The organism is Cellulophaga sp. 20_2_10 (genome assembly GCF_023476645.1).
GTDB lineage: Bacteria > Bacteroidota > Bacteroidia > Flavobacteriales > Flavobacteriaceae > Cellulophaga.
On sequence record NZ_JAMCOJ010000012.1, the window covers coordinates 18,408 to 41,247 of the forward strand.

Annotated in this window: 19 protein-coding genes and 1 riboswitch; of the genes, 11 read left to right on the forward strand and 8 right to left on the reverse strand. The window is 32.8% G+C overall.

From position 1 onward, the window contains the following. Window positions 1-2 precede the first annotated feature (2 nt). Complete coding sequence (locus tag M4I21_RS16270; RefSeq protein WP_249560284.1) at window positions 3-566, forward strand: adenylosuccinate lyase; 564 nt, start codon at window positions 3-5, stop codon at window positions 564-566. Window positions 567-686: 120 nt separating this feature from the next. Next, window positions 687-2,030, forward strand: a complete 1,344-nt coding sequence (purB, locus tag M4I21_RS16275) for an adenylosuccinate lyase (RefSeq protein WP_249560285.1) — start codon at window positions 687-689, stop codon at window positions 2,028-2,030. 81 nt (window positions 2,031-2,111) lie between these two features. Here the strand turns inward: purB and M4I21_RS16280 are convergent, their stop codons facing one another. The 6 genes from M4I21_RS16280 to M4I21_RS16305 form a co-directional block, all read right to left on the reverse strand. Continuing rightward, window positions 2,112-7,781 (reverse strand): endonuclease, encoded by a 5,670-nt coding sequence (locus M4I21_RS16280; protein ID WP_249560286.1) that lies wholly within the window; start codon window positions 7,779-7,781, stop codon window positions 2,112-2,114. A 186-nt stretch (window positions 7,782-7,967) separates the two neighbouring features. Then, window positions 7,968-8,810, reverse strand: a complete 843-nt coding sequence (locus tag M4I21_RS16285; protein WP_249560287.1) for a mechanosensitive ion channel family protein — start codon at window positions 8,808-8,810, stop codon at window positions 7,968-7,970. A 157-nt stretch (window positions 8,811-8,967) separates the two neighbouring features. Continuing rightward, window positions 8,968-9,513 (reverse strand): GFO_1091 family lipoprotein, encoded by a 546-nt coding sequence (locus M4I21_RS16290; RefSeq protein ID WP_249560288.1) that lies wholly within the window; start codon window positions 9,511-9,513, stop codon window positions 8,968-8,970. A gap of 68 nt (window positions 9,514-9,581) precedes the next feature. Continuing rightward, on the reverse strand, window positions 9,582-10,115 hold the full coding sequence (locus M4I21_RS16295; protein ID WP_249560289.1) for a GFO_1090 family protein: 534 nt from the start codon (window positions 10,113-10,115) through the stop codon (window positions 9,582-9,584). Between the two features lie 9 nt (window positions 10,116-10,124). Further along, window positions 10,125-10,544, reverse strand: a complete 420-nt coding sequence (locus tag M4I21_RS16300; RefSeq protein WP_249560290.1) for a PG0215 family putative anti-sigma factor — start codon at window positions 10,542-10,544, stop codon at window positions 10,125-10,127. Beyond that, complete coding sequence (locus M4I21_RS16305) at window positions 10,531-11,040, reverse strand: GFO_1088 family ECF-type sigma factor (RefSeq protein WP_249560291.1); 510 nt, start codon at window positions 11,038-11,040, stop codon at window positions 10,531-10,533. Before M4I21_RS16305 ends, M4I21_RS16300 begins: the two co-directional genes overlap by 14 nt. A gap of 230 nt (window positions 11,041-11,270) precedes the next feature. Between M4I21_RS16305 and M4I21_RS16310 the strand changes: the two genes are divergently transcribed. After that, on the forward strand, window positions 11,271-12,794 hold the full coding sequence (locus M4I21_RS16310) for a GFO_1087 family putative carboxy terminal peptidase (protein ID WP_249560292.1): 1,524 nt from the start codon (window positions 11,271-11,273) through the stop codon (window positions 12,792-12,794). A 75-nt stretch (window positions 12,795-12,869) separates the two neighbouring features. Here the strand turns inward: M4I21_RS16310 and M4I21_RS16315 are convergent, their stop codons facing one another. Both M4I21_RS16315 and M4I21_RS16320 read right to left on the reverse strand, forming a co-directional pair. Beyond that, window positions 12,870-13,925 carry a YncE family protein gene (locus M4I21_RS16315; RefSeq protein ID WP_249560293.1) on the reverse strand — a complete coding sequence of 352 codons (1,056 nt, stop codon included), beginning with the start codon at window positions 13,923-13,925 and terminating at the stop codon, window positions 12,870-12,872. A 4-nt stretch (window positions 13,926-13,929) separates the two neighbouring features. Further along, on the reverse strand, window positions 13,930-15,765 hold the full coding sequence (locus tag M4I21_RS16320) for a TonB-dependent receptor plug domain-containing protein (protein ID WP_249560294.1): 1,836 nt from the start codon (window positions 15,763-15,765) through the stop codon (window positions 13,930-13,932). 37 nt (window positions 15,766-15,802) lie between these two features. Continuing rightward, window positions 15,803-16,008: riboswitch (cobalamin riboswitch) on the reverse strand. 68 nt (window positions 16,009-16,076) lie between these two features. On the opposite strand from M4I21_RS16320, the gene M4I21_RS16325 reads away from it, so the two are divergent. From M4I21_RS16325 to M4I21_RS16360, 8 genes are all read left to right on the forward strand, one after another. Continuing rightward, window positions 16,077-17,231, forward strand: coding sequence for an ABC transporter substrate-binding protein (locus M4I21_RS16325; RefSeq protein WP_249560295.1), 1,155 nt, complete (start codon window positions 16,077-16,079; stop codon window positions 17,229-17,231). Between the two features lies 1 nt (window position 17,232). Then, window positions 17,233-18,264, forward strand: coding sequence for a FecCD family ABC transporter permease (locus M4I21_RS16330; RefSeq protein ID WP_249560296.1), 1,032 nt, complete (start codon window positions 17,233-17,235; stop codon window positions 18,262-18,264). Between the two features lie 16 nt (window positions 18,265-18,280). Further along, window positions 18,281-18,907: a hypothetical protein gene (locus tag M4I21_RS16335; protein ID WP_249560297.1), complete on the forward strand. Its 627-nt coding sequence runs from the start codon at window positions 18,281-18,283 to the stop codon at window positions 18,905-18,907. 63 nt (window positions 18,908-18,970) lie between these two features. Then, window positions 18,971-19,762, forward strand: coding sequence for an ABC transporter ATP-binding protein (locus M4I21_RS16340; protein ID WP_249560351.1), 792 nt, complete (start codon window positions 18,971-18,973; stop codon window positions 19,760-19,762). An 82-nt stretch (window positions 19,763-19,844) separates the two neighbouring features. Further along, complete coding sequence (locus M4I21_RS16345; RefSeq protein WP_249560298.1) at window positions 19,845-21,176, forward strand: DNA recombination protein RmuC; 1,332 nt, start codon at window positions 19,845-19,847, stop codon at window positions 21,174-21,176. A 28-nt stretch (window positions 21,177-21,204) separates the two neighbouring features. Further along, window positions 21,205-21,570, forward strand: coding sequence for a DUF8785 domain-containing protein (locus M4I21_RS16350; protein WP_249560299.1), 366 nt, complete (start codon window positions 21,205-21,207; stop codon window positions 21,568-21,570). Window positions 21,571-21,574: 4 nt separating this feature from the next. Then, window positions 21,575-22,117, forward strand: coding sequence for an acyl-CoA thioesterase (locus M4I21_RS16355; RefSeq protein ID WP_249560300.1), 543 nt, complete (start codon window positions 21,575-21,577; stop codon window positions 22,115-22,117). 104 nt (window positions 22,118-22,221) lie between these two features. After that, window positions 22,222-22,836 (forward strand): hypothetical protein, encoded by a 615-nt coding sequence (locus M4I21_RS16360; RefSeq protein ID WP_249560301.1) that lies wholly within the window; start codon window positions 22,222-22,224, stop codon window positions 22,834-22,836. The last annotated feature ends 4 nt before the right edge of the window (window positions 22,837-22,840 follow it).

Genomic DNA, 22,840 nt, shown 5'->3' on the forward strand with positions numbered 1-22,840 from the left:
TTGTGACTAAATCAGAATTATATTCGTGGCTAAAAAGTAGTGTTAATCACTCTAAAGAAAAAAGGCAACAAATTTCCAGTGTTATTTTAGAGCACCCCTATTTGGTTTCTGACCTACTAGATATAGTACACTCTGTTAACGACCCCATTTCTTGCAAAGCTGCCTGGGTTTTGGAGTTTGCTGTTAAAGAAAATACTACTATTATTTTTCCGGTGATTACTCCATTTGCAAAAGAATTAAAATCTTTAAAGCTAGAATCTAGTATTAGACCCTGCGCTAAAATATGTGAAATTTTGATGCTACAGTATTTTTCAAAAAAAGAGAATAACATCAAAGAACAGCTTAAAGAAAATCACCTAGAACAAATTACTACCACTTGTTTTGATTGGCTTATTGGCGACCACAAAGTAGCAACACAAGCATATTCTATGACAAGCCTTTTACTCCTAGGACAAAAATACAATTGGATATACCCAGACTTACGTAGTATTTTAGAAAAAAACTACCACACAGGTACAGCAGCATACAAAGCAAGAGCACGTTTAACGTTAGCAAAAATTAAATAAATTATTTTTTAGTTTGATGTTGTTTCGTCCTAAAAACAAGCATAGAAAACAGCTTATAGATAGGCATATAACTCAACTTTTGACTATATTTGCAGCTTTTAAAAATCAATTCAAAAACAGATGTCTTTAAACCAATTAAATGCTATTTCTCCTATAGACGGAAGATACAGAAACAAAGTAGATGCTCTAGGTCCTTTTTTTTCTGAGGAAGCATTAATAAAATACAGAGTTAGAGTAGAAATTGAATATTTTATTGCGTTATGCGAAATTCCGCTACCTCAATTAGAATCTTTTGATACTTCTTTATTTGAAAACTTACGTTCTATATACGAGAACTTTTCTACTGAAGATGCACAAGCCATTAAAGAGATAGAAAAAGTTACAAATCACGATGTAAAAGCTGTTGAGTACTTTATAAAAAAAGAATTTGACAAACTTGGTTTAGAGAAATTTAAAGAATTTATACATTTTGGTTTAACATCACAAGACATAAATAATACCGCTATTCCGCTTTCTATAAAAGAAGCTATGAATGAGGTTTATGTACCTATGTTTTTTGATGTTGTAGATAAACTAGAAACTTTGGTTGTAGAATGGGCAGAAATACCTATGCTTGCTAGAACGCACGGACAACCAGCTTCTCCTACTCGTTTAGGAAAAGAAATAGAGGTTTTTGTAGTTCGTTTAAAAGAACAATTCAATTTATTAAACGATGTACCAAGTGCTGCTAAATTTGGCGGTGCAACTGGTAACTTTAATGCCCACAAAGTTGCATACCCATCTATAGATTGGAGAGCATTTGGACAGCAGTTTGTGCAAGAAAAGTTAGACTTACAACACTCTTTCCCTACTACACAAATAGAGCATTATGACCATATGGCTGCTTTGTTTGACACCCTTAAGCGTATAAACACTATAATTATAGATTTAGATAGAGACTTCTGGACATATGTGTCTATGGATTACTTTAAGCAAAAAATTAAAGCTGGTGAAGTTGGTTCTTCTGCTATGCCACATAAAGTAAACCCTATAGATTTTGAAAACTCTGAAGGAAACTTAGGTATGGCAAACGCTATTTTTGAGCACCTATCTGCCAAATTACCTATTTCTAGACTACAGAGAGATTTAACAGACAGTACTGTTCTTAGAAACGCAGGCGTACCTTTTGCACATACAATGATTGCTTTTGGCTCTACATTAAAAGGTTTAAATAAGTTATTGCTTAATAAAGAAAAATTTGAGCAAGATTTAGAAAACAATTGGGCTGTTGTTGCAGAGGCTATACAAACTATATTGCGTCGTGAAGCATATCCTAACCCATATGAAGCTTTAAAAGGCTTGACTAGAACTAACGAGAAAATTAACCAGAATTCTATAGCTAACTTTATAGATACACTAGAAGTTTCTGATGCTATTAAAACCGAATTAAAAGCTATTACACCTAGTAACTATACTGGTATTTAGTACTAGATTTTACATACCTAATACAAAGCAAAAACCCATCAATATTTAAATTGATGGGTTTTTATTTTATCTATAGTCTGCTTAACGCTTTATAAGCAATCTTGCTTTTTGCGTAACACCATTTACTCTTACTTTTAAAAAGTATTTTCCACGTCTTAAATAACTTAAATTATACGTTAAGTTAGACTTACCAGCTGTAAGCTGCTCTTGTGTACTAAACACTTTTCTACCATAAAAATTATAGATTATAAAGTCTGCATTTGTGTCCATATTACTATCTAACTGAATATTTAAATAGTTTCTAAATGGGTTTGGATACAATCTTAAATTGGTAATAGACACCTGTTCTGACGCATTACAAGAACCTAATGTTGCACCATAATACTTTACAAAAACTGCGGCTGCCCATGAAGACATACAGTAAGATTTTCCTCTGTAACAAACCTCAACTCCTGGTCTGTATGCATTACCACACCTTACATCTTCTACCTCTACAGTAACATCTGCAGTTGCAGAACAACCATTGGCGTCTGTAACAGTAACTATGTATGTTGTAGTTGTTTCTGGACACGCACTAATATCTTGCGTAGTTTCTCCGTTACTCCACTCGTAACTATATGGAGCAACACCACCTTCTACAGCAATTACATTTAAAGTAGTACACGAGTTATATCCTAAGTAAACTTTAGTGTTATCAGAAACAGAAACCGTTATAGCTTCTGGTGCAATTATACTAAAATCTTCAGTAACCTCATTACCTAAAGCGTCTGTAACAATTACACTATGCGCACCAGCCTCTAAGTTAGTTGCAGTTTCTGTAGTATCGCCATTACTCCATTCATAAGAATATGGTTTTGCACCACCTTCTACAACTACTGTAGCTGTACCATCTGTAGCCGTGCCACAAGTAACATCTGTGGACGTAATACGTACTAATTCTAGTCCTTTTAACTGAAAACGCGCAGATACCGGAAAGTGATCTGATACCGTATTAGGATAATCACTATCATAAAACTCATAATGTACACGAGCAGATTGTGCTATGTAATTTTCGTTTAACTCGTTAGTTATGGTAATATGGTCTATCATATTTTCTCTAAACACATATGACCTAAAACCTTGGTCACTTAATGTTTTTGAAACTATGTTATAGTTAACCTCATCTGTAGCGTAAGCATTAAAACTAGACGTTGTAGTTGTTGTAATATCTGCAACTGTTGCATCTACATCATCATTATAATCTCCCAACAAAATAAGTTTTTTGTCTGCATATTGTACATCTAAAGTATCTTTTAACACCTCAACATCATACTTACGCATATCATACCTATCTTGTGCATCTGTACCACTATTTGCTCTGGCGTGTAAAGCAACAACATTAATTTGCTCTGTTTCTCCATTAATAGTTACATCTGCCGTCATTAAAAATGGCAAACGACCACTTGCATAAAAACGATCTGTTGTGTTAGGATAATTTACCAAAGCAGAATCATCTCCTCCATTGTATAATGGGTGAATAGTTTGCAACAATACTTTTGTGTTTACCACATTTACAGTTGTTGTATTGTAGATAAATCCTAGTTTTTGATTAACACCAGGATCGTTAGGTCTAGAAACTGCTGGTGAAAGTACATAGTCGTACCCAGGAAGCTCACTTACCATTTGAGTAAACAAAACTTCATCTGCAATTTCTTCTACAGCATAAATATCTGCATCTAACTTAATAATAACAGCTTTTATACTGTCTTTCTGTATAGCGTCTGACATTGGGTTACCTGCAGCAGGTGAGTTTGCTTCATCTCCAAACCACTCTATATTCCAAGCTACCACATCTAACGTTTTGTCTTTTCCTATTTGTACCGGAATTGTTGGTGGTACATATTCTCCTGCACACGGCATATCCTCTGCAGATCTCGGTAGCAATTGGTAGTTTTCATAAAAACGACCAACTACACCTGTAATTTCTGTACAAGTATTAGGCTGACCTAAACCAACTAGTGCTTCTACATCATTATCTATACGAAGTGATCCGTTACCAGATGCATCTGTTATAGTGTAATTAGAATTCCCAAAAAGAATATCTCCTGGCTTAGGAAAAACAGGATTCATAACACGTACCAATTCTGCCGGATGATTTACCAACTCACTTAATGTAACTGTTATTGGTGTAATTGCATTTGTTGGCGTACCATTATCCTCTACATTGGTAACCGTTGCTATTTGTAACTGGTCATTAAAAGCGCTTCTAGTACCTGTTACAGTAATAGAATCACCTACCATAAATACACCTTCTCCATGCACTAAAGCATCAAAAACGGCAATTGCCCCTGTTGTATCTTGTATGTAAGCAGAACCTGCAAAAGCATCTGCAACAGTTAATACTCCCGTTACAGTAACCACTTCACCATCTGCAACATTTCTTGCAGCTGCTATACTAATAACAGCTGGTGGCGGAATTACAGCTCCATTTTCTGTTCCTGGAGACGGAATAGCTTGCGTGTACGTTGCTGTGTTTCTTACTCCTCCTTGTCCGTTTGGAAAACGTTGTGATGAATGTCCGTCTTTATTACCTAATTCATCTTCATTAATTTGAGCTTCACCTGCATTTAGCAAAACCAATAATTCTGTAGCATCATTATCATTAGTGTCATACACAAAAGCATCTATTAAATTAGTTGTAGTTACAGCCACTTTACTAAAGTCTGATGCATTACCTGCATACAAGGCAACTGCATCTGCACCGTTTTGCAAGCCATTACTTGGCATTATTAAGCTTACATTTGGTACATCTACATTACCCATTACAAAATACCCTTCCGCATTAGTTGTGTATCCATCTAAATCATAAGCAGCATAACTTAGATTATTAGATCCATTGTAGTGTACTAAAACAAAACCATCTAAAGCCGTATTTCCTTTACCTCCGTCATACAACTCTACAAATTCTTGTGTATCTGTACCTGCTGTATCTGCGTCTACCTCGTTAATAACTAACGTAATTGGCTCTGTAGCATTTGTGTTAGATGCTCCTGGTGTTGGTAACGCTTGTACATAAGTAACAGTGCTTAACGCATCACCAGAACCATTTGTATAACGTTGTAAAGAATGTGCATCTTTATCGCCAGAACCATCTTCATTTATTTGTGCCTCACCTGTATTTAATAATACTAGTAACTCAGCATCATCGCTATCATTAGTATCATACACTAAAGCATCTAAAAGGTTTGTTGTACTTATTGCAGAATTGTTTGGAAAGTCTGTTGCATCACCCGTATATAAAGCAACAGCATCTGCACCGTTTTGCAAGCCATTACTTGGTATTACAATGTTTACATTTGGCACATCTACATTTCCTATTACAAAATAACCATTAGCATCTGTTGCATATCCATCTAAATCATAAGCAGCATAACTTTGATTGTTAGAGCCATTATAAAAAACTAAAACTTTACCATCTAAAGCTGTATTTCCTGCTCCGCCATCATATAGCTCTACAAACTCTTGTGTATCTGTACCTGCTGTATCTGCATCTAACTCGTTTATTAAGATTGATGCTTCTGTTGGTGGCACAACTACGACCTGTCCGTTTGCTGCTCCTGGTGTTGGCGCTTCTTGTGCAAAAGTAGCGGTGTTTTGTGCTCCTCCTGCTCCGTTTAATATACGTTGAGAAGAATGATTATCCTTATCTCCTGCTCCACCTTCGTTAACTTGAGTTTCACCTGCATTTAACAAAACTAATAATTCTGCGTCGTCACTATCGTTCGTATCATACACAACGGCATCAACTATATTATCTGTAGTAATATCAGAACCGTTTGGAAAATCTGAAGCATCACCGGAATATATAACAACAGCATCTGCTCCATTTTGCAACCCATTACTTGGTATAACCAAACTTACATTTGGTACATCTACATTTCCTATTACAAAATAACCATTAGCATCTGTTGCATATCCATCTAAATCATAAGCGGCATAACTCTGGTTGTTAGAGCCATTATAAAGAACCATTACAAGACCATCTAAAGCCGAGTTTCCTGTTCCGCCATCAAACAACTCTACAAACTCTTGTGTATCTGTACCGGGTGTATCGGCATCTATTTCATTTATTAAAATTGATGGAGACGTTACTGGTGCAGAAGAAGTACCTTCTAAACGAACATCATCAAAACCTGCGTAATCACTACCTCCGTTTTGTTTTACAAATAATTTTAAACTTACGGAAGAAACCGTATTAGGAACTGAAGCTTTAATTTGTTCCCAGTCTGCGGTGCTGTATGGACTACCAACTGTTACAACTTGCACTCCTTGAGAAGTACCATCGTGAAAAATTTCATAGCTAATTGTATCACCATTAGTTACATCATAACCAACAACATTAACAGCAAAAGACAAACTAACATCTGTAAAAGTAGAGACATCTATAGCATCAAAAGTTAATGTACCACCATCTGCAGTACCACAATTACCATCTAAATCTCTAATACCAAAAAAATTAGCACCTGTATTAGCTGTACTTATAGATCCTACGCTAGTTACTACATCCCAAACATCACTACCACCATCATTACAATTATTTGGTGATGTTGTATAGTTCCAGTTGTCCGTAGCTGTACTCTCGTACCCTTGAAAAACAATATAATCTCCTGTTGGCGGTGTTACTACCGTACCCTCTAAAGTTGTAACAGAAGCTGTATTACTATTTACAGATGTGTTACTTGCAGCGTCTATTGCTTTTACCGCAAAAGTATACGTTGTGTTAGCTGTTAAGTTTGTTACTTGGTAAGTTGTTCCGCTTACCACACCAACCAAAGTACTACCATTAAAAATTTGGTATGCTGTAACACCTACATTATCTGTAGCAGCATCCCAACTTAAAAGTGTCTCTGTTTCTGTAGTATTTGCTGCAACTAAATTTAAGGGTGCAGTTGGATCTTCTGTATCTGAGCTTATATTATTAAATCTGTTTTCTGCTTGTGGTCCGCCCCAAATAGAAGTTGCAAAAGCAGGGTTGTCTATAAAAGGATTTCTGTTTCCTTGAATACCTTCTAACAATACGTTTCTATTAACTTCTACTTGAGAAACTGGATCTTGCACATTCCATTCTAAAAAAATATCTGGAACATCCGCACTATATGTGGTGGTGCCTGTACCAACATTTATAGGCAAACATTGGTTGCCGTAACGCACGTACATATACAAAATCATTCTAGCAACATCTCCTTTCCACTCATCTCCTGGGTACCAGATGTTACCGCCCATTAAACCGGCATTACCACTACCAGCACCAAAAGGGTGGTTGTTACGTAACGAGTTAAATTGTACATCTGAAGATCTTAAATGGTGTGCATCTGATCCTGGACCAGACGTTCCTAAATTTGGATTTCCTAACGATTTTGGAAAAACGTGTTCTCTGTTCCAATCGCCAACGCCACCGCCATTACTGTTTTTACTTCTTGTACGGTCTGTAGTGGTATTTGAATCGCTATCATTATACCCATAAACCAACAATACATTAGTAGAGTTTGCCGGATCTAAATCTGTTTGTTTTAAAGCGTCCCATACGCCTGGTGTGTAACTTAGTACAGTATTTTGTGTTGTTGTAACTAAGCTAGATAAGTCGGTTTTTAAGTTAACACCCGTTTGTGTAACATCTGTTCCGTTGTAGTATGCTGGCACTTGACAATAGCCTAAAGCCGTCAAAAGCAGCATTCCAATGGAAACGAATACTTTAAAGTAATTTTTCATCATTTTTCATATAGGTTTATTGCTGGTAAAACTACATTTAATAGCAATTAAAATTACTGGTCTAATATTAACTTATTATTAACGATTACTATTAATTGTTGATAACCTTATGTACTGTTTTTGTTTCCTTAAAATTGAACAAAAAAAAGACCGCATATAGCGGTCTTTTATATAAAGAAACAAATTGTCTTATTTGTTAATTTGTACTTCGTGTGGATAAGGAATTTCAATTTTAGCCTTGTCTAATGCTAATTTAGAACCTTCAATAGTTGCAAAATATACATCCCAATAATCTTCTGGCTTACAAAACGGACGCACTGCTAAATTTACAGAGCTATCTGCTAATGCCTCTACGTTTACAGATGGTGCAGGATCTTTTAAAACCTTAGGGTTAGCTACAAGCATTTCTAAAAGCACTTCTTTAGCTTTCTTCATATCCTCTCCATAACCAATACCTACAGTGGTATCTACTCTCATTTTACCCTCTGCGGTGTAATTAATAATATTACCATTTGCCATTGCGCCATTAGGTACTATTGCTAATTTGTTTTGAGGTGTAATTAATTTAGTTGTAAAAATTTCAATTTCTTTTACATTTCCTAAAACACCTTGTGCCTCTACTAAATCTCCAATTTTGTATGGCTTAAAAATCATAATTAAAACGCCTCCTGCAAAATTCCCTAAAGATCCTTGTAGTGCTAAACCAATTGCTAAACCTGCTGCTGCAAGAATAGCTGCAAAACTTGTAGTTTCTACACCAAGTTTTGATATTACCATAATGATTAAAAAGATTTTTAATCCCCATGATAAAAGATTTAATAAAAATCGTTGTAATGATTCGTCGTAATTTCCTTTACTTAATACTTTTCGGGCAGCACCAGCAAGCTTTTTTATAACCCATGAACCAATCAAGTAAATTGCTATAGCTCCTAAAATTTTGGGACCATAATCTGTTACAAAATCAATTCCTTTAGTCATCCATAGACCAGCCGTGCCCGCAGTCTCCTCAATAATTTCTGCACTTTCTTGCATAATTGTTAATGTTTAAATAGTTAATGTTGGGTACAAGATATAAAATGTATCTAACATAAAAATAAATCTAGATTAACAATTGTTAACATTTTAGCATTTAACACCAAAAAACCCTGCTTAGCTATGTTAAACAGGGTTTTATAACAAAATAAAAATATTACTTTCCAAAAATATTTCCTAGACCTTTAAAATCATCTTCATTTATGTCTGACTTTTCCATAGCGGAAATAAATTTTCCTAAGTAAGCAGGATTCATATTATCGCCAACCACGCGGATTAGAGCAAAACCTTTATCATCTTTATAGCCATAAACAATAACCTCGTCTATTGCATCTTCTTCTCCTGTAAACTTAACTACGCCCTTTGCCATTTTAGAGTTAATTTTCATTAACTGAGTGTATTTTTTATCACCCAAAATAGCATTTACTTTTGTTTTTTCTACTTTATAAGAAGCTACATTATCTGTAGTCTTATTAAATGCTAAAACATTCACTTTCTTTATTGACTCTACTGCTTTTTTCTCTTCTGGAGATAAATTTGCCGTTGCTATATTTAAGATACTCGTAGGAATATCAAAAGATAAAAAATTCTCGTTTTCATTACTATCTACGTAATACTCTTGTAAACTTTGATTAGAAGAACAAGAGCCTAATGTAACCAACAAAATTAATGCTGCTGCTATGTGTTTTATACTGTTTTTCATATTGATGTATGTTAATTATGAAAACTAACAAGGCTAACTTTTCTAACCTTGTTAGTTTGTGAATATTATTATTTTTTAACTTCCTTTAATTGCTCTGGTAAACCCATTTTACTTGTTAATGAACCTATTTTATTTAAATCTATATCTCCCGTAATAGATACTAAAACTGTTTCTACCTTACGACCATCAACTTTTGCATTTTGTATATCACTAACAAACATTAAAAGTTCACTCACGTGATCTTCATCTTTACCGCTTTTTATGTAAAATTTAATATTAGCCTCTTTATCTTTTACACGCATAAGCTCTTCTAAAGAAGCTGTTTTTAAGTAAGATTTCATTGTGGTAAGCATATCTGTTCCTATTTTACTATCCTCTGTAATAAAAACTTTTAGGCTACTAATACTCTTAGCTATATCTATATACTCTTGATTTTCTTTATCATTAACATCTACATCTATCTTTGTTAATAGATTAAACATACTTTTATTTACGATAAGAGATGATACGTTATCTAAATCCTCGAACTTGTCAAAAATTGACTGTGAAAATCCTGTAAATGGTAATGCAGTTAATACTGCTATGATTAATAATTTTTTCATAATTTAATTTTAATTTGTTTTGTAAATCTTGTTTTTTGCTTCTTCAAATTTATTAAGGTAAACCAGTTTTTCGGTGCCTTTGTTTAAGTTTTGAGCTATAAGACTAAATGCTTTTTTTGTTTGTTGTAAAACATACTCTGCCTCTTTTTGCTCTCGGTAATCATTACCGTAATAAATACCAAATACTAAAACTGCTACTGCTGCTACGGATAACCATTTATAATTTCTTTTTCTAGGTTTTAATGGCACCTGCTTGGTAAATGTTTCTTCTTTAGCTACAGAAAAGTATGTAAACATTGCTGTGTACTCTTTTAAATGCGGAGCAACATCACCCTTTAAAAAATAGGCTTTTAATGCTTCTTCTTCGGCAACCGTTGTGGTAGCTTCTAAATACTTTTCTATTAATTTTTCTATATTATGCAATTCCATAATTATGCTTTTCAATTAATTTTTCTCTCACTGTTTTTCTTGCTCTAGACAATGCCACTCTAACCGCTGCAGGTGTCATCTCTAGTAATTTACCAATCTCATCAAAACTATATTGCTCTACATCTCGCAATTGCAATGCCATTTTTTGCTGTTCTGGTAAACTCTCCATTATTTTTTCTACCCAGTTTACACTGTCTTGTGCTTCTACTTGGCGTTGTAAAGAAGCACTCCCGTCTGTGTAATTACTATGTACCAACTTTAAATTACTTGCTTGTTTAGATTTTAACCTGTCTAAACAAAAGTTCTTTGTCATTGTCATGGCAAAGGCTTCTACACTTGCATACTGTTTCATCCGGTCGTTTTTAGACCATAATTTTAGCAGTATCTCTTGGGTGGCATCTTCTGCTTCCTCTGTAGAAACAAGCAATCTCTTAGCTAACCTAAAGAGCTTGTCTTTAAAAGGCATTACTACATTTAGAAATTCTGTTTGTTTCATTTTTAGTTTGGTTGTTGCTACAAACACTAGTACTAATGTCTATATAAGGAAGACGATGGATAACAGTTTTTGTTACAAAAAAGTTTTTTTTTATAAAAGATGTCAGTAATTTACAGCATTGTAAACCGACACACTATATATAACGTATATCTACTATACCTAATATATATGTAAAATTATGGAACAATAATTGAGACTAACATTGTTCTTACACTAAATAAATAACTATTATGAAAAAAACAGTATTTCTATTATCTGGGTTGATATTATTCTTATCTGCCTGTGATAAAAATGATGACGACGGAGGAGATGTTAAAACAGGAGAGATAAAATTAAACAACGAAATAAACGAGTTTATCTGGAAAGGACTTAACCATTGGTACTATTGGCAACCAAATGTTAGTGCATTAGCAGATACAAAAGATGATGACCAAGATGCGTTTTATACATATTTAAATGGTTATAGTGGTCCTGAGGAATTGTTTGATGCTTTAAAATATACAGAAAAAGATGATTTCTCTTGGTTTATTGATGATGTAGATGAGCAATTAGCAAGTTTTAATGGTATTAGCACAACTTACGGTATTACTAGAGGGCCTCTAGTACAAGTTAGTGGCACTAATAACGTAGTACAAGTTATAGGTTCTGTTGCTGCAGGTTCTCCTGCTGAAGCTGCTGGATTAAAAAGAGGTGATATTATTTCTAAAGTTGATGGAGAAATAATGACTGTTGATAATTATATTATTATCAACAAACTATACACTCAAGAAAGTGTAACATTAGGTTTAGCCACTGTTTCTGAGACTGATGCATTAACACAAACTGAAGAAAAATCAATTACTGCTGCAACTTTATCTATAAATCCTGTATTACATACAAGTGTGATAGAAGAAGGCGGACGTAAAATTGGCTACCTTGTTTACGAAGGTTTCCGTGGTACGTACAACGGAGAATTAAACGATGCTTTTGGAGAATTAAAAGCAGCTGGAGTAAATGAACTTATTTTAGATTTTAGATACAATGGTGGTGGTTCTGTATTAACATCTGCGTTATTAGCAAGTATGATTTACGGTGAAGCTACAGCTGAAACAAATAGCACTAATGGTGAAATTTTTGCAGAATTAAAATACAACGCAAAAAGAGATGCTGCTAATAGTAGTACATACCCATTTTTTCAAGATGTTTTCTTGTACGATAAAATTTCTGGAGATTATACAGGAGCTACTGATATGAATAGATTAACGGGAATTACAAGACTTTATGTTTTAGGTACAGAGAGAACAGCTTCTGCTAGTGAAATGATTATAAACGGCCTTAGGCCTTATATCCCAGTTACAGTTATTGGTGAAAAAACTACAGGTAAAAATGAAGGTTCTACCACTATTGTAGATGCTCCTAAAGGAAGTAGAGATGAACCTTATACTGATACAGACAACAGAAGCACAAAACATACTATAGGCATGCAGCCAATTGTTTTTCAAATTTTTAACAAAGAAGGAAATAACGATTATGGCGATGGTTTTGTACCAAAAATAGAAGTTATAGAATACCAATATTACAAAAACATTAAACCTTACGGTGATACTACTGACCCTTTATTACGTGTTGCATTAGATGATATGCTTGGTACTGCTGCTAAATTTGATTTACAGAAAGATACAAACGCAGCTAAAGTTACAAAAGGTGTAAAATACCCTAAGTTTAGCTCAGAAATGTATATTATGCCAAATGATATTAAACCTACTAGTAAGTAATATTTTACTTAAAGGCTAGAAAACAAAAAGGCTCACTAAATAGTGAGCCTTTTTTTATGGGTAATTGTGAGGTTCTTAGTTAAAATAAACTCCGCCTGGTATAAGACCAACATCAAAAGTTTGCTCTAATTGTTTTGTTTCTAAATCGTATATAGATATAGATCCATTACTTGCATAATCTTTAGCGTCTGTTACATACATTTTATCGTCGTGTATAGTCATATTATAATAACTAATACTTTCTATATATGCTGCAGTAGGTAATTCTGTGTCTTCAATATCCATTTTGTAGATATTACCTCCAAGGCCATAATAAAATTCATCATCATCTAAACCTAAAGAACCTGGATGCTCAGTAGCACCAAATGTATAATTAACGATATCACTATAATCTCTTGTATTAATTTTAGATAAAACACCTCCTGTTTCATCTTTAGTAAAACTAGGTTTTCCACTAGCTAATACCCATAAGTAACCATCTTCTATTTGCATAGAATTAGGCACATCACCAACTTCTATAGTGTTAGATAGTTCATTTGTAATAGTATTAATTACAGAAACTTTATTATTAGTACCATAAGCACCAGAATGCGCTACATATAAAACATTATTTTTACCTAATAATTTTTCTGGACCTAAAACTACAGGAATAGTACCTTCTATTGCAAAACTACTTAAGTTAATAATTGCAATATAATCATCATTTTCATCTGCAGTATCTCCCCAGTTACTTACATAGCCTTTTCCGTTAGAAACAGCAAAATAACGTGGATTATTAAGTCCTGTTGTAATTTCCCCTAATTTTTCAAACGTATTTCTGTTTACAATTGAAATTTTATTAGAAACATTTGCTATAATATATGCTTCATCATCATTAAAACCTATAGATTGTACTATTGTACCTAAATCTTCATTATTAACTTTCTTATATACCTCTGACTCCATAGTAGAGTAGTCATCAGAAATATAGTTGATAGTTCCTGTTCCGCCAGAGAAAGCGCCTTCGTTTGTTATTAAAATTCCGTTATCATATGCACCTTTTGGCAGGTCTACTGAATTATCATCGCTCTCACAAGAAATAATTAAAAATCCTAAAGCGAGTATTCCTGCTATTTTACCTTTCATTTTCATAGTATTAAAATTTAGTTGTTAGTTGAACCATTATGTTTCTATTAGGCATAGGTCTAAATGCCGTGTTCTGATATTCTTTATTAAATAAGTTATTAATTCTTAATCCCAGAGAAGTTGTGTTTTTAGCTGTTTTTACAACATCATAACTCATTCCTAAATTTGCAACGGTATACCCAGGTAACTCGCTGCTATTATCTGTAGTTGTGTACACCAAATCGTTTCTTAATAATTGTATGTAAGCTTCAGCTTTTTTATAACTAAATGCTAGGTTAGATGTTATCTTGTGTAAAGGAACATACATTAATTGCTTGTCGTTACTATCGTCTATAGATTTTGTATATGCGTAATTAGTTAACCATACCAATTTACTTTGCCCTAGGTGCTTTGTTACAGCTGCTTCTGCTTCTGCTCCATACTGTGTAACATCTTTTACGTTAACAGGTATCCAACCTTCTCCTGCAATAGGTCTCCATTGTATCATTTCAGATAGTTTTGTGTAATAGCCTATGACATTAAAACGAACATTTTTTAAATTAAAATAATTGCCAACTTCTACTTGTTTAGATGTTTCCGGTACTAAATCCTTATTACCTGCTCCTACCCAATACGTGTCGTTAAAAGTGGGAATTCTATAATTTTTAGAGGCGCTTAATGTTACATTATATAATTTAGATATATTATACGCTCCGCTAAAAACAAACAAAAACGGACTAGAAAAATCACTTGTATAATCTTTTCTAACATTAAAACTATATTTTAATTTGTTTGTTAGTTTATGTTGCATTAAAATAGATACTGATGTAATGTTTCTATTAGATTCTTCTATATTTCTACCAATTACATCTGTGTAATTATTATCTATAATTGCATTTAAAACTACATTAGAAAAAGTGTATTTATAATCATAATTAAACAAATAAGAATTAGCATAACCAAATGCATATTCTGGTCTATCTTTATTTGCATAATACTTATATCTTTCATACAAATGTGCCACCTTTAAACGGCTAATTTTTTTATCGTTAAAATTACTCCACTCCAACATTGTTCTAACATTGGTGTTTTTATAATTCTCGTTAGAATTTGCTAATAACGTTCCTGAAAAATCTCTAGAACCCAAATACGTGTTTTGGTATAGTTTTAAAATATTGTTATCTGAAATTAAATACCCTAGACTAAGATCTACGTTTCCGTTTTCATAAGCTCCATTTTCATTTTTTTGGTCTGTTCCCAAGTATTTATAATCATTATTAGATGAGTTATAATTTAAACCAAGATTAAGTGACAACTTTTTAGAACCTAAAGAAAGTTTATAGTTTGTGCTTTGCGTATCAAAACTACCATAACCTATACGTAGTTCGTTATCTAAGTGCTCTTTAAAGTTAAAAGAATTATTTAGGTGAATACTACCTCCTATGGCACCACTACCATACTGTACACTACCACCACCACTTTTTACAGTAACATTATTGTAATTAGAGGTTACAATGGTATTAAAGTCGGTTTGGCCGTTTAACTGGGAATTTATATTTATTCCGTTCCAAATAACTGCTGTTTGTTGCGCATTTGTTCCTCTAAAAGATGGCGAAGAAACCATACCATAGCCATTTTCTTTAAAATAAATTGTACTGTTATACCTTAGTAAATCTGTAAAAGAATTGGTCTTGCTTAAAACGGAATCTGTTAAAACCTGCTTTTTATTACCTACAGAAAACTGAGACAATTTAGCATCCGTTAAAATAACTTCATCTAAAACAACAACACTATCCTTTTTTTGTGCAAAAGAAAATAAGACTGTGAAAAAACACAATGCAGAAAACAAATATTTTTTATTCATCATAATAATTTAAACATCCTTAACCCGAGGATTTTTATATAAACTGGTACTAAATATGGCAGGTCTCCTGACTTGCGTCTTTTTGTCTTCCTTCCCGTTACTAGTGAAACAGTGGATTGTAGTTACAAAAAGCATTTACCCTTGGTAAACTTAGCTTACAGTTGCGGGAACAGTTTTGGATTTTCACCAAATTCCCTTTTAATCTTACTACACTAGGTAGTTAGAACCAAAATTCGGCGCAAAAGTAATCCTTTTTACTCAATTTTTTCATTCAAATGTAAATTACACTACTTTTGGACTTTAATTCGCCATCAATGAAAATTTTAAAAATTGTTCTTTTAAGTTGTTTTTTTATACTTGCTTCTTGCAAAGAAAAAACACAGCAACCATTACCTACAACTACTGTAAAACCTAGTAAAGTAGACCTTAATTACGCAAAAGGTTTTACCATAGAAAAGCAAGCAAATGGCGTTACTATTTTAAAAATTACCTCTCCTTGGCCAAAAGCAGAATCTGCTTTTACGTATGCACTTGTTCCTAAAGAAAAAGCCGCTAGTATTAATTTAAATAAAGACGATTATGATGCCATTGTAACTGTTCCTGTGCAGAAACTAGTTGTAACATCTACAACACACATACCTGCTTTAGAAGCTTTAGGTGTTTTAGACAAGCTAGTTGGTTTTCCTAATACAGATTATATATCTTCCCCTACTGCTAGAACCTTGGTAAATTCTGGTAAAATTGAAGAATTAGGTGTTAACCAATCTTTAAACACCGAAATGGTTATTGCACTAAATCCAGACGTTGTTGTTGGTTTTGGTATAGATAACAACAATAAAACATACAGCACTTTACAACGCTCTAATATACCTGTTGTTTTTAATGGCGATTGGACAGAGGAAACTCCACTTGGCAAAGCAGAATGGATTAAATTTTTTGCTCCTTTTTTTAATACAGAGGCAAAAGCCGATTCTATTTTTAAAACTATAGAAACCAATTATAATATAGCTAAAGAACTCGCTAAAAAAGCAACCAATAGACCAAGTGTTTTAACTGGTGGTTTGTACAAAGATTTATGGCACGTAGCTGGCGGAAAAAGTTGGATGGCTCAGTTTTTAAAAGATGCTAACTCTAATTATTTATGGAGCAATTTAGAAGAAACTGGTGGTGTTGGTTTAAGTGTAGAAAGTGTTTTTGATAAAGCTGGCAAAGCCGATTTTTGGATATCGCCATCTAGCAACTCTAGTTATAAAGAAGTTGCAGAATCTAGTGAGCATTATACCCAGTTTGATGCTTATAAAAATAAAAAAATATATACTATCACATTGGTTAAAGGAGAAACTGGAGGTGTACTATTTTTTGAGCTTGCTCCTAATAGGCCGGACTTGGTATTAAAAGACCTTATTTCTATTTTTCACCCAGACGTTTTACCGGAATATAAGACTACATTTTTTAAACCGCTACAATAAGGTGTTGCATCAAAAAAAATACACATTAGCATTTATTCTATTACTTGTTTTACTGGTAATATGTTTTTGTATTAGCATCAGTTTTGGGTCTGTAACTATACCCTTTACAGATACTATTAGTGCTATTTTTGGGGGCGAATTACAAAAAGAATCTTGGGGTTATATTATTAGGAATTACAGAATACCCAAAGCAATAACAGCCATATTAACTGGTGGTGGCTTAGCGTTAAGCGGTTTGTTAATGCAAACATTATTTAGAAACCCACTTGCTGGCCCATTTGTTTTGGGTATTAGTTCTGGTGCTAGTTTAGGTGCTGCTATTTTAATTATGGGAGCTTCTATGTTGTCAGGTATTTTTACATTCGGTGTTGTAAATAATGTAACCTTAGCTATAGCTTCTAGCACGGGTAGTTTTCTAGTTCTATTATCGGTAATGGTTGTTGCTGCCAAAGTAAAAGATACTATGGCTCTATTAATTATTGGCTTAATGTTTGGGAGCATTACCGCTGCAATTGTTAGTGTATTATCGTACTTTACAGATGCAGAACAATTGCAACAATACATTTATTGGTCTTTTGGTAGTCTTGGTAACTTATCTTGGTCACAATTAGGCTTATTAGCTATTATAATTGGTACAGGAATTTTTATAAGCATCTTTACTATTAAATCTTTAAATGCTTTTTTATTGGGTGAAAACTATGCGCGTAGTTTAGGTGTGCATATAAAAAAACAACGTTTTTTAATTATACTAGCTACAGGTTTATTAGCTGGCGGTATTACTGCTTTTGCGGGCCCTATTGCTTTTATAGGATTGGCTGTACCACATTTAACCAGACAAGTATTTAATACCACAAATCATAAAATACTAATTCCTGCTGTACTTCTTTACGGAGCCATTTTAATGCTCCTATGCGATACAATTGCACAATTACCATCTAGTGCTTATGTTTTGCCCATAAACGCTATTACCTCTATTATTGGTGCGCCTGTAGTAATTTGGCTGTTAATACGTAAAAAGAAAATGGTATTTTAGCAAAAATTCAAAAGCTATGTTTAAATTTTGGAAGCAAGAAAATGCTAAATACAATAAACTTATTTTAATAAAAGACAGTTGTATCTTTATTGGTAATCCGGATGAAAAATCAATATCCAAATTAAATTCTGAAACTACTGATTTTTCATTTTTAAAAGGAATTTTTAGTATCCCATATTCATATATTAAGAAAATTGAAACACAAAAAGGAAAACATAAAATTTCAATTTATTATGGTAAAGAATCTGAAGAAGAAATAGTTATTAAAGACGAAAACATAAAAAAAGAAATATTTAGTTATTTAAAAATTGATATTCATAATGCAGAATACAAAAGTAAAAAACCAAATGTATTCATATACGCTAAATCACAAATGTTTGCAGTTTTGATTGTAAGTTTAATTTTTGGGTATTCTTTTTACTCTGCTCACATTATTGAAAATCAACTTTTTGATTACATATATGTTCCTAATATTCTTTTATTACCCATAATTAATATGGGAACTACAAAAATAGCAATTGTCTTTGCTGTATTAATTACCATTTGCTTATTTGGATTAGTACATAAACTAAAGTCAATATCTGAAATTGAGTCTATTATTCCCTTTAAAAGCTTTAATAATTATATTGAAAAGAATATCTAAATTTAAACGAATAAAAAAAATTACTTTATAACTTTGGTTTAGGTAATTTACAAAACAAAAAACATCGAAAAAGAACAACAGCATACAGCCCTAGAAGTAAAAAACCTAAGCATTGGTTACAGCTCCAAGAAACAACAAAATGTTATTTCTAAGGATATTAATTTTGCTTTGCAAAAAGGGGAATTAACTGCTATTGTTGGTATAAATGGCATAGGAAAATCTACTTTGCTGCGTACTTTGGGTAATGTACAACCAAAACTTAGTGGTACTATTAGTATTGATACTATTGAAATTAACGACTACAAACCAGGACAATTAGCTGCCAAAATAAGCGTTGTTTTAACAGAAAAAATAGCCTCTAAAAACTTAACTTCTTTAGAAGTCATTGCCCTAGGAAGACAACCATACACCAATTGGATAGGTACTTTAACAGCAACTGACAAACAAAAAATTACAGAAGCTATTTCTTTGGTTCAAATTGAAGAATTACAGCACAAAAAGTGCTATGAACTTAGTGACGGACAATTACAAAAAGTAATGATTGCCAGAGCCTTGGCACAAGACACCTCTATTATTTTGTTAGACGAACCAACATCTCACCTAGATTTGTACCACAAGGCAACTATATTAAAACTATTAAAAAACATAGCGCATAAAACTAAAAAGACGATTCTATTTACAACACACGAAATAGAAGTTGCTTTGCAATTATGCGATAAAATTTTAATTCTAGATAAAAATACAAGTCATTTTAATACTCCAGATGCACTAATTGCTGCTAAAAAGTTTGATTCCCTTTTTCCGAAAGATACTATTACTTTTAATCCTGAAAGTGGTTCTTTTAAAGTCGTCTAAATTTTCTGCCAGTTTCTAAAAACTATAAAGAAAACAAAAGACAAAACCTTTATCTTTACTTTTTTATAGACACTAGAATTTTATGCCCGATTTTTTAATTTACTTTTTAGTTGCCATTTTATGCCTTGCTGCAGGTTACTTTTTAGGGAATTATATTCAGAACCTTAAAACAAAATCTAGCCAAAGTGCTCTATTAGAAAGAGAATCTATATTAAAGCAAAACTTGACTACATTAGAAAATAAACTATTATCTCTAGAGGATGAAAAAAACTCTTTGCGTGAAGACAAAGAGCTACTTGGAAACAGAATTACAAGATACCAAGCAGATTTAGAAAACCTTGAACTTAAGAATACAGAACAAAAACAAGAAGTAGAACAGCTTCAAGAAAAGTTTACCAAAGAGTTTGAAAACTTAGCGAATAAGATTTTAGACGAAAAAAGTACCAAGTTTACAGAACAAAATCAGGTAAACATTAAAAACATTTTACATCCATTACAAGAAAAAATTCTGTTGTTTGAGAAAAAGGTTGAAGAAAGTCAGAAAGAAAACATCAGCATACATTCTGCCTTAAAAGAACAATTATTAAACTTACAGAGTCAGAACCTAAAAATTACCCAGGAAGCAGAAAACTTAACTAAAGCATTAAAAGGCGATAGTAAAATGCAAGGAAACTGGGGAGAACTGGTGTTAGAACGTGTACTAGAAAAATCTGGATTAGAAAAAGATAGAGAATATACAGTACAGCAAAGTTTTACAAGAGAAGATGGTTCTAGAGTATTACCAGATGTTATTATTAATTTACCCGATAATAAAAAAATGGTAGTAGATTCTAAAGTATCTTTAACCGCTTACGAGCGTTATGTAAATGCGGACGATGAAACTGATAGAGAACAATTTTTAAAAGAACATATTGCTTCTCTACGTAAACATGTAGATCAATTATCAGCAAAAAAATATGAAGACTTATACGAAATGGAAAGTCCAGATTTTGTCTTGCTTTTTGTTCCTATAGAACCTGCTTTTGCAGTAGCCATTAATAATGATAACAACTTATACAACAAGGCTTTTGAACAGAACATTGTTATAGTTACCCCATCTACTCTACTTGCTACTTTACGCACTATAGATACAATGTGGAACAATGAAAAACAACAACGTAATGCCATACAGATTGCCAAACAAGCTGGTGCTTTGTATGACAAGTTTGAAGGTTTTGTTGGTGACTTAACTAGAGTTGGCAAAAAAATGGATGAAGCTAAAACGGAGTACAAAGGCGCTATGAATAAGTTGGTAGAAGGTCGCGGTAACATTGTAACTTCTATAGAGAAACTAAAAAAAATGGGTGCCAAGGCTAAAAAATCTATTCCTGAGTCAATTTTAAATAGAGCTTTAGATAACCACGAAGAATTATAAACAAAAACAACCATTATACTTTTATAAAATGAAAAAAGCATTAATTATTACCGTATTACTTATTGTAGCCGTATTTGCAGCTATGTATGCCTTTATATATTATGTGCCAATTAGCGAGGGTTATAGATCTGGCGAATTAATAAAATTTAGCCACAAAGGAGTTATTGTTAAAACCTGGGAAGGAGAAATAAGTCAAGGAATATCTGGAGCGCAAATATTTTCTTTTTCGGTTTTAGATAAAGACGAAGACATTATAAATAAGTTAAAAGAATACCAAGGTAACTATGTAAAGGTTACCTATGTAGAGCGTTACGCAACTTTTTCTTGGTTAGGTGATACTAAATATTTTATTACAGAAGTAACAAAAGAAAAATCTCCACACGTTAGAAATTAAGACTATGAAAAAATTTAAAACGGCTAAAGAATCTAAAGTTTCTATAACAGAATTAATGTTGCCTGCACACTCTAATTTTGGAGGTAAAGTGCACGGTGGTTATATTTTAAATCTAATGGACCAAATTGCATTTGCTTGTGCCTCTAAACACTCTAGAGGTTACTGCGTAACTGCATCTGTAAACAGAGTAGATTTTTTAAACCCCATAGAAGTAGGAGAATTAGTGACACTTAAAGCATCTATAAACTATACGGGTAGAACCTCTATGGTTGTTGGTGTTAGGGTAGAATCTGAAAATATTACATCAGGAGAAAAAAAACACTGTAATTCGTCTTATTTTACAATGGTTGCTAAAGATGCAGATGGTAAAAGCTTAGTAGTGCCAGGACTTTTAGTAGAAGATAAACAAGGCATACGCAGATTTGCGCGTAGTATTAGACGTAAAGAGCAAGCCTTTAAAAGAAGTAACACTTTTGAATCTTCTAACTTTAAGATTGAAGACTTTGTAGACACCTTAGAATCTGAAAACATTAAAATTGAACTTTAGCTTAAAAGCAATCAAATATTAATTAACTATAGTCAAATATATATTGATGTGTATGTATTTTAGTATGCTTGTCTACATTTATCAAAATATAAAAAAATAGATAAATGCAACAATTTATAATTAATCCTAAAGCAGCATATATTAAAAACATATTATTAACAGATACTACAATCAGGGTCTGTGATGAAGATTATGAAACTATAGAGGCTTTTACAGCAGAATTAGATTCAGATAAAAAAGGGCTATTAAACACACAACATACTTTTAGTTATACAGATATTTTAAAAATTGTTCCTTTTACAGCAGAACAAGGTTTTCAAGTATTTTTTACTGAAAAAGGGAAGAAAGAAAAAGTGTATTTGGATTTTGCCTCACAAGAGGAATTTCAGTCTACCTTAGATACCATCGTTTCTAATGCCAGTTTCACAAAAAATATAGAGCAGAAAAAAACCAAAGCTTGGTTAAAACCTGCTTTATACAGTTTAGTGTCTGCAATATTAACTTTTGCTACATATGATAGTGCACTAAAGTTAGAAGCCGGTGAAAATGTAACTGTATCTGGCTCTAGAAGAGGATTAAAGAAAATACTTATATCTATTTCTGAAACTTTAGGATCTACCAATACTCTTATATTAGGAACTCTTATTACTGTTGTATTTATCTTTTTCGCTATAAAATCTTATAAAAAAAGTAACATAGAACAAGAAATTTATAGCTAGACCT

Bases quoted from the DNA above. Each gene is read 5' to 3' on its own strand.
- M4I21_RS16335 (WP_249560297.1), top strand. From the start codon at position 18,281: ATGTTTAAATTTTGGAAGCAAGAAAATGCTAAATACAATAAACTTATT.
- M4I21_RS16285 (WP_249560287.1), bottom strand. From the start codon at position 8,810: ATGCAAGAAAGTGCAGAAATTATTGAGGAGACTGCGGGCACGGCTGGT.
- M4I21_RS16305 (WP_249560291.1), bottom strand. From the start codon at position 11,040: ATGAAACAAACAGAATTTCTAAATGTAGTAATGCCTTTTAAAGACAAG.
- M4I21_RS16355 (WP_249560300.1), top strand. From the start codon at position 21,575: ATGAAAAAATTTAAAACGGCTAAAGAATCTAAAGTTTCTATAACAGAA.
- M4I21_RS16325 (WP_249560295.1), top strand. From the start codon at position 16,077: ATGAAAATTTTAAAAATTGTTCTTTTAAGTTGTTTTTTTATACTTGCT.
- M4I21_RS16280 (WP_249560286.1), bottom strand. From the start codon at position 7,781: ATGATGAAAAATTACTTTAAAGTATTCGTTTCCATTGGAATGCTGCTT.
- M4I21_RS16350 (WP_249560299.1), top strand. From the start codon at position 21,205: ATGAAAAAAGCATTAATTATTACCGTATTACTTATTGTAGCCGTATTT.
- M4I21_RS16290 (WP_249560288.1), bottom strand. From the start codon at position 9,513: ATGAAAAACAGTATAAAACACATAGCAGCAGCATTAATTTTGTTGGTT.
- purB (WP_249560285.1), top strand. From the start codon at position 687: ATGTCTTTAAACCAATTAAATGCTATTTCTCCTATAGACGGAAGATAC.
- M4I21_RS16295 (WP_249560289.1), bottom strand. From the start codon at position 10,115: ATGAAAAAATTATTAATCATAGCAGTATTAACTGCATTACCATTTACA.
- M4I21_RS16315 (WP_249560293.1), bottom strand. From the start codon at position 13,925: ATGAAAATGAAAGGTAAAATAGCAGGAATACTCGCTTTAGGATTTTTA.
- M4I21_RS16320 (WP_249560294.1), bottom strand. From the start codon at position 15,765: ATGATGAATAAAAAATATTTGTTTTCTGCATTGTGTTTTTTCACAGTC.
- M4I21_RS16360 (WP_249560301.1), top strand. From the start codon at position 22,222: ATGCAACAATTTATAATTAATCCTAAAGCAGCATATATTAAAAACATA.
- M4I21_RS16300 (WP_249560290.1), bottom strand. From the start codon at position 10,544: ATGGAATTGCATAATATAGAAAAATTAATAGAAAAGTATTTAGAAGCT.
- M4I21_RS16310 (WP_249560292.1), top strand. From the start codon at position 11,271: ATGAAAAAAACAGTATTTCTATTATCTGGGTTGATATTATTCTTATCT.
- M4I21_RS16345 (WP_249560298.1), top strand. From the start codon at position 19,845: ATGCCCGATTTTTTAATTTACTTTTTAGTTGCCATTTTATGCCTTGCT.